Raw genomic sequence first — 6,730 nt, 5'->3', positions numbered from 1 at the left:
CCCGGGTGGGCCTTTCTGCATTTCCGGAGTAGGTCAATTCCGGGCCTGCGTGGGCCGGCGTTTCCGGGGTCGATTTCCGGATGGCGGTTCGGCATGATGCGCTGATGGTCGTTTACCGGTCTTGGCCGCGGACTCTTGGATTGTTGTTGGCCGCGGTTGTTCTGGTCGGGTCCAGTGCGTGGTTGATCTGGAGTGGCTGGGGGACGGCCTCGGGCACGTTCCGGGTGGTGATCGGTGTTGTCGGGGTGCTGTTCTTCGGGTACGGGACTGTGGTCATCGCCCGTCAGCTCGGCCGGCGTGGCCCGGTGGTCGAGGTGGATTCGGCTGGCATTCGGGATCGGCGGCTTTCGGAGCAGGTGATCCCGTGGGCGGCGGTGCGGGACATCGGCCGGACCACGGTGCAGCGGCAGGAGTTCGTGACACTCGCCTTGGACCCCGCCTTCGAGCAGAGCTATCTCAGTGGCAGGAACCGGTTCCTGCAGCGGCTCAACAGCGGTGCGGGCTGGCCGGGGGTGCAGATCAGCACGGTCGGGCTGTCGGTCCGGACCGGGGAACTGTTCGAGGCGATCATCCGGGAACAGCAGGCCGGTTCCGCCACCTGACGATGGCGGAACCCGGCAGAGCCGCACTGACGGCGGAATGCAGCGGAGCCCTACTGACTGCAGAGCCTGGCTGACTGCAGAGCCTTACTGACGGCGGAACTCGGCGGAGCTGTGCTCAGGAACCGAGGCCCAGCGAGCGCCAGTCGACGAACTTGAAGTTGGTGCTCGTACGGCCGCCGTCTGGGGTGTTCTCGCCGTCGTGGAGAACCAGGAGGCCTTTCGGGTAACCGGGCAGGGCGACCGACGTGGCCGCGGCGCCGTCGGAGTGCTGGACACCGTCGGTCTTCCTGCCGTCGACGACCGAGAAGATGGTCACCGGCTTGTTGGTGCGGCGATCGTAGACGAAGAACCGGCTGTCACCCTGACTGGAGACGATCAGGTAGCCGTCCCGCTTGCCGGTCGGGTAGATGGTCGCGCCCTCGACGTCGGCGCTGATCCGGCCGCCGAAAGCATTGGTGTACTCGACGGTGCACTCCTCCGACTCGGGGTCGAAGGTGGCGGGCTGACCGAATTCGCGGACCCGCTCGACGATCCGCGGAATGCTGCTGAACGTGCCGCCGGCCAGGTTGATACGCCACAGCGCGACGTCCTCCTGGGCGACGTAGAGCACGCCTGCCTCGGCGTCCACGACCATGCCCTCGACCTGCGGGTCCTCGCCCGGTTCGGCGCACGGCGACCAGGTGCTGCCGTCCGGGAGCCGGAACTCGCGGGGCAGGTCGATGGTGTCGGTGGCGCGGTAGGTGACCCGGCCGTTCTTCTCCTCGAGGCGGAAGATGCCGAGTCGGGTGCTGTGCCGGCGGCTGACCACCGCGTACCGGCCGTAGACGGCGACGCCGTAACCGGTGGCCTGCTCCTCGACCTCGGCCTGGTCCTTGGAGAACAGCAGGGGCGCGTCGGCCGAGGTGATGTCGGTGAGCCCGGACGCCTCGATCCGGTAGAGGCGGAGCTTGTCCAGGCCGCGGTCGGTGACGACGGCGACGTCGACCTTCCGTTTGCCGAGGGTGAACCCGGTCAGGATGTCCACGTTGTTGAAACGGCCGCCCTCAGGGGTGGCGATCTTCTGGACCTCGCGGCCCGTCAGGTCGTAGACGCGCAGGCCGCCGTTCTTGGCGGTGCCGATGACCAGGCTGCGGGACTTGTCGGCCGGGTCGACCCAGATCGCGGGGTCGTCGGCGTCCGTGTCGCCGCCGGCCTCGTCGTCGAAGAGCGCGGGAGTCTCCACGGCAGCGGTTATCTCGCGCGGCGGTCGCTGAGCGGCGAAGGCCGGCGCACCGGCAGCCAGTGTCGTGAGGGCGACGAGGGCGGCGATACCGGAAGTGCGCTGCATAGGAGACGACGATCCCGGATCGACCTGGACACCGGGTGGATAGATGCTGAACTCCGGCGATCCCGTTACGTATCCGTGACCACTGAGGTCAGTCTCTCACCCGCAGTGTGCGCAGGATCCCGTCGGTGTGATCGGGGCCACGGCTGTCCTGCCGGATCTGGAGATAGACCCCGGGAAGGACCACTTCGTCGTACGAGACGGTGTCGCCGCCGCAGCTCGTCCAGCGCTGGGTCAGACCGGTCGTGCCGAGGGCGCGGACGGTGCGGTCCGGGAGCCGGATGCATCCGGGATGGGTCGGCACGGTCGGGGATCCACCCGGCGGCAGACGCCCGGCGAACAGGCCGGGCGCGGTGTTCGAGTCCAGGTCGGCGCTGATCTGCAGGCCCGGTTCGGTGGCGGCGGGCAGTCCGACCGCGGCGACGTTCCAGCCGGAGTCGCGCAGCTGCCCGGCCCAGCCGCCGGGAACCGAGACCGACACGGCCCGGCCGGGGTCGGCGACCCGGACCCAGCCGACCGGCGTGGGGTTCGGCACGGTCGCGCCACCGGTGAGCGCCAGCAGGGACAGGGCCAGGGCGGTGCCCACCGTGTTCCGTGCCAGGCGCAGGATTCGGCTCGGAGAGACGCTTGTGGACGCTTCCAGGGCGGTGGCGAACGCGGCGGTGGACGGCCAGCGGCGGTCCCGGTCGGCGTCGAGGGCCCGCATCACCACCCGGTCCACCTCGCGGGAGATCCCGGACCGCAGCTTCGACGGCGCCGCGCCGGCCGCCCGGCCCGACTGCGGGGGCTGCCCGGTCAGCATCTGGTAGGTCATCGCGCCGATCGCGTGCACGTCGGCGCGCACGTCCAGGCCGCCGCCGGGCAGGTGCTGTTCCGGGGCCATGTACCCGGGGGTGCCGGCCACCACGGTGAACCCGGAGGCGTGCGCGATCTCCTTGGCCAGGCCCAGGTCGGCGACGAGCACCCGCTCGGTGCCGCGGACCGTGTCGAACAGGACGTTCGACGGTTTCAGATCGCGGTGCAGGACCCCGGAGTCGTGCAGGACGCTCACCGCGTGCGCGATGTCGCCGGCGGTGCGCAGGGCCGTGCGGACCGGCATCGGCCCCTGATCCAGGCGGTCCTGCAGGGTGCCTCCGGCGGCGTACGTCATGACCTGGTAGGGGCGGCCGTCCGGGAGTTCGCCGAAGTCGTGCACCCGCACCAGCCGTTCCGAATCGGCCCGGCGCAGCACCTGGGCCTCCTGCTCGAACCGGGCGCGCACGTCGGGGTGGTGTGCCCAGTTCTCGGCGAGGATCTTGATGGCGACCCGGGATTCCAGCACGTCGTCCTCGGCGAGCCACACCGTCGCGAAGGCGCCGGAACCGAGGCGCCCGGTGATCCGATATCTGCCGATCATGAGGGGTACTTGCACGCTCGTATTATCAACGTCGTTGAATCAGACGACGGGGGCGACGTGCGCGACGAAGACCACGAGGTACTGGCCCGGAAAGCGGCCGCCGGCGACGGTGCGGCCCTGAACGCGCTGCTGGCGGCCATCCGGCCGAGCGTCCTACGTAGATGTTCGCGGTTCCTGCCGTGCTATCAGGACGCCGAGGAGGCCTGCCAGGACGTGCTCATGCAGGTGGCCCGGCACATCGGCGGATTCGAGGGCCGGTCGAAGTTCAGCACCTGGCTGCACGTGATCATCGCGAACGGTTCCCGGCAGACGTACCGGACCCTGAAACGGCGGGCCGCCGAGCAGGGTTACGCGGAGATGCCGGTGGACGTGGCGGACGCCCGGACCACCAGTGTCATCGCCGGGTCGCGGCTCGACCTGCTCGACGCCCTGGAGCGGCTGGAGGCCACCAAGGCGGATCTGGTGGCGCCGATGGTGCTGCGGGACATCTGCCAGCTGGACTACAAGGAGATCGCCGGTCACCTGGGGATCCCGGAGGGCACCGTGAAGTCGCGGATCCATCAGGCGCGCGGTCAGGTCCGGGAGTACCTGCTCGCGCAGTAGCGCTGGCTGTACCCCGGGACTCCAGCTGGTGGGATCGATCTGTCTCGCTGTCACCGGAAAGCTCAGTGGTGTCAGCTTTCCGGGCTCACCAGGGAGATCACGATGATTCGTACCACCGCTGTCTGGCTCGCCTCGCTCCTGGCCCTGGGTGGCCTGGCCTCGCCGGCGGTCAGCGCGCCCCGCGCCGATGTCGCACCCCGCGCCGACGTCGCCCCTCGCTCCGATGTCGTTCAGAAGTCCATCGACAACCTGGTCCGCGTCGACAAGTTCCCCGGCGTGATGGCGTCGGTGCGGGAGGCCGACGGGCGGGTGCGCAACTGGACCGCCGGGGTCGCCGATCTGAAGACCGGGCGGAAGATGCCCGTCGACGGGCGGATCCGGATCGCCAGCAACACCAAGATGTTCACCTCCACCGTCATCCTGCAGCTCGTCGGTGAGGGCAAGGTCCGGCTGGACGCGCCGGTCGAGACATACCTGCCCGGGGTCGTACCCAACGGGCAGAAGATCACCGTGCGGCAGCTGCTGCAGCACACCAGCGGGCTCGCCGACTACGACGACGTGATCTTCGCGGACTTCCTGAACAACCTGCACACCTACTACGAGCCGTACGAGTTGCTGCGCGCCGGATTCGACCGGGAGCCGGTGTCGGGGTTCTCGTACTCGAACACCAACTACATCGTGGCCGGGCTGATCATCCAGAAGGTCACCGGGCGGCCGGTCGGGGAACAGATCACCAAGCGGATCATCGAGCCGGCCGGGCTGCGGGGCACGTACTGGCCGGGCGAGGGGGAGACCACGATCCGGGGCACCCACCCGCGCGGCTACTACCCGGCGATGCAGGGCAACGGGCCGGTCGACATCACCGAGACCGAGCCGTCCGCCGGATGGTCGGCGGGCGCCCTGGTCGGGCCGCCGAGTGACATCAACCGGTTCCTGGCCGCGCTGCTCGGCGGCAAGCTGCTCGAGCCGGCCCAGCTCGCCGAGATGCAGAAGACCGTCGACGCCCCGGGGTACGACACGGTCGGCGGCTCGCGGTACGGCCTCGGGCTGGCCACGTTCAAACTCAGCTGCGGAGGGTTCGCTTGGACCCACGGCGGGGTGGCCCCCGGGTACGTGAGCTACGTCGGTATCGCCCCGTCGGGGCGCTCGGCGACCATCGTGGTGAACTCGATGATCGCCGACCCGGTGAACGCTCAGCACCTGGACCGGGCGGTCGATACGGCCCTCTGCCGCTCCTGATCCGGCACCGGCTCGACCGGTGCGGTGGCCGCCGGGTGTGGCGGCCACCGCACCGGTCGACTGATTCCTCTGTCGTGCGCTACCAGCGGTTGCGATGCCTCTGGCCGGTGGTTGTCACTGATCGTTCACGCCGTGGTCGGGCGCGCAGGAAAGGCGATGATTTCTGGCGGCGTGTTGATCGTCCCCTTTCTCGAGGTGCGGCGACACGGACTCGGTGCGCCATTATTTTGCACACCAAAAGCATTTACGGTGGCTTGTCATAATGGCGCAGGAATCCGTTGAGGAATTTCACCGCGCTCCCCGTGTAGTGCTCTCCCCGTTGGCCCGACCTGGTGGATCAATGTGACGCGCTGCGGCGCGGACATGATCCGGTTCGGATCTCGTCTAGATCGGACAGTTAAGGAAGCTACCTCAGCGCCGAGCGGCTCGGCAACCCTGTTCAGGGCGGTATGTGGCTTCCCCGGAGGGTGTCCGTCGTGCGGCCGGACCGCCTGGGACGAGGGCCCGGGTCGAAGTCGATCATCGGTTCGTGACGTTCGAATGGGCGACCGGCGTTGTTCGGTGAATATATTGCGAACGTACGGAAGGGGCTGGTGAATTGGCCTCCAGGGGTCACCGTCGTCTTTTGTGGTGTAGACCCCCGTAGATGGGCCGTGCTAGCGTCCGTCGTGGTCGGATGCCATTCGGATCCGTCTATTCTGCGCCCACTCTGGGGCGGGAGGCGCGTTCGCCGTCGTTGCGGCGCCTCATTTTCGTCGTTGCAAGAAACGGGGAGATCACACGTGAAGACCAGGTTGAGGCTGCTCACAGCGAGTGCCGGCTTCGTCGCGATCCTGCTACTGCCGACCGGTGCGGAGGCGGCTCCGGCGGACCCCGCGCTCGATGTGCCCGCCAGTGGTGCGGCAGTCGTGGTGGACGGGCCGGGCGCATCGCACACCTACCGGATCGCGGCCGACGTTCCCGCCGGTGGAAGCCTCACCCCGGCGACCGGGCAGGCCGGCGCGTTCGCCTCCGAGGTGCTGGTCCGGAACGCGAAGGGTGTGGTGGTGGGGGCGTACGACGCGCCCTACGCCGTCGGCGCGAACGGCGAACTGGTGACCGGCACCTATCGGATCGAGGGCACCACGCTGGTGGAGTCGGTGCCGGTCGGTAGCGCGTCCGCCTACCCGCTGACCGTGCTGCTCGCCGGTTACCGCCCGGTCGGCACGGTGTTGGACCAGCCGTCGCGGGACCGTTCGGCGCTGGCGGTCAGCCAGGTGACCGTGCCGTCGAACTACGTGTACAACCCGGCGCTCGGCAGCCTGCACGACTACTGCACCAGCTCGCCGGACTCGTACCTGGCCGCGGACTTCCGCGGGCCCTGCGCACGGCACGACCTCTGCTATGACGCGCCCGGCGACAACAAGCTGAACTGCGACAACAAGCTGTACGAGCACCTGGGCACCAACTGCACGTACGCGTACCCGACCAACGGCACGCTGCGAAACACCTGCTTGGGCGTCGCCGCCACGTACTGGGCCGCCGTGACGACGTTCGGCAACGATCCGCTCTGACCGCTCACCCGGG

6 protein-coding genes are annotated in these 6,730 nt (G+C 68.9%); 4 read left to right on the top strand and 2 right to left on the bottom strand.

Annotated features, from left to right (window positions below):
- The first annotated feature begins 80 nt into the window (after window positions 1–80).
- The gene (locus tag Aco03nite_RS50550) at window positions 81–602 is read left to right on the top strand and encodes an STM3941 family protein (RefSeq protein WP_307837696.1); all 522 of its coding nucleotides are present in this window, start codon (window positions 81–83) and stop codon (window positions 600–602) included.
- 115 nt (window positions 603–717) lie between these two features.
- Here Aco03nite_RS50550 and Aco03nite_RS50545 read toward each other — a convergent pair whose 3' ends face one another.
- Both Aco03nite_RS50545 and Aco03nite_RS50540 read right to left on the bottom strand, forming a co-directional pair.
- Complete coding sequence (locus Aco03nite_RS50545; RefSeq protein ID WP_203810072.1) at window positions 718–1,929, bottom strand: phytase; 1,212 nt, start codon at window positions 1,927–1,929, stop codon at window positions 718–720.
- A gap of 88 nt (window positions 1,930–2,017) precedes the next feature.
- Window positions 2,018–3,337 (bottom strand): serine/threonine-protein kinase, encoded by a 1,320-nt coding sequence (locus Aco03nite_RS50540; RefSeq protein WP_203810070.1) that lies wholly within the window; start codon window positions 3,335–3,337, stop codon window positions 2,018–2,020.
- Between the two features lie 42 nt (window positions 3,338–3,379).
- Between Aco03nite_RS50540 and Aco03nite_RS50535 the strand changes: the two genes are divergently transcribed.
- The 3 genes from Aco03nite_RS50535 to Aco03nite_RS50525 all read left to right on the top strand — a co-directional run bounded on the left by Aco03nite_RS50535 (window position 3,380) and on the right by Aco03nite_RS50525 (window position 6,717).
- Window positions 3,380–3,925 (top strand): RNA polymerase sigma factor, encoded by a 546-nt coding sequence (locus Aco03nite_RS50535; RefSeq protein WP_203810068.1) that lies wholly within the window; start codon window positions 3,380–3,382, stop codon window positions 3,923–3,925.
- Window positions 3,926–4,027: 102 nt separating this feature from the next.
- Window positions 4,028–5,164 (top strand): serine hydrolase domain-containing protein, encoded by a 1,137-nt coding sequence (locus Aco03nite_RS50530; protein ID WP_203810066.1) that lies wholly within the window; start codon window positions 4,028–4,030, stop codon window positions 5,162–5,164.
- A gap of 782 nt (window positions 5,165–5,946) precedes the next feature.
- Window positions 5,947–6,717 (top strand): phospholipase A2, encoded by a 771-nt coding sequence (locus Aco03nite_RS50525; protein ID WP_203810064.1) that lies wholly within the window; start codon window positions 5,947–5,949, stop codon window positions 6,715–6,717.
- The last annotated feature ends 13 nt before the right edge of the window (window positions 6,718–6,730 follow it).

It is taken from the genome of Actinoplanes couchii (genome assembly GCF_016862075.1).
In the GTDB taxonomy this organism is placed as follows: domain Bacteria; phylum Actinomycetota; class Actinomycetes; order Mycobacteriales; family Micromonosporaceae; genus Actinoplanes; species Actinoplanes couchii.
The sequence above is the reverse complement of the archived record's forward strand: the minus strand, read 5'-3'. Positions and strand labels throughout refer to the sequence as shown.

Coding starts and splice junctions, on each gene's coding strand:
- Aco03nite_RS50550 (WP_307837696.1), top strand. CDS start 81: ATGGCGGTTCGGCATGATGCGCTGATGGTCGTTTACCGGTCTTGGCCG.
- Aco03nite_RS50530 (WP_203810066.1), top strand. CDS start 4,028: ATGATTCGTACCACCGCTGTCTGGCTCGCCTCGCTCCTGGCCCTGGGT.
- Aco03nite_RS50545 (WP_203810072.1), bottom strand. CDS start 1,929: ATGCAGCGCACTTCCGGTATCGCCGCCCTCGTCGCCCTCACGACACTG.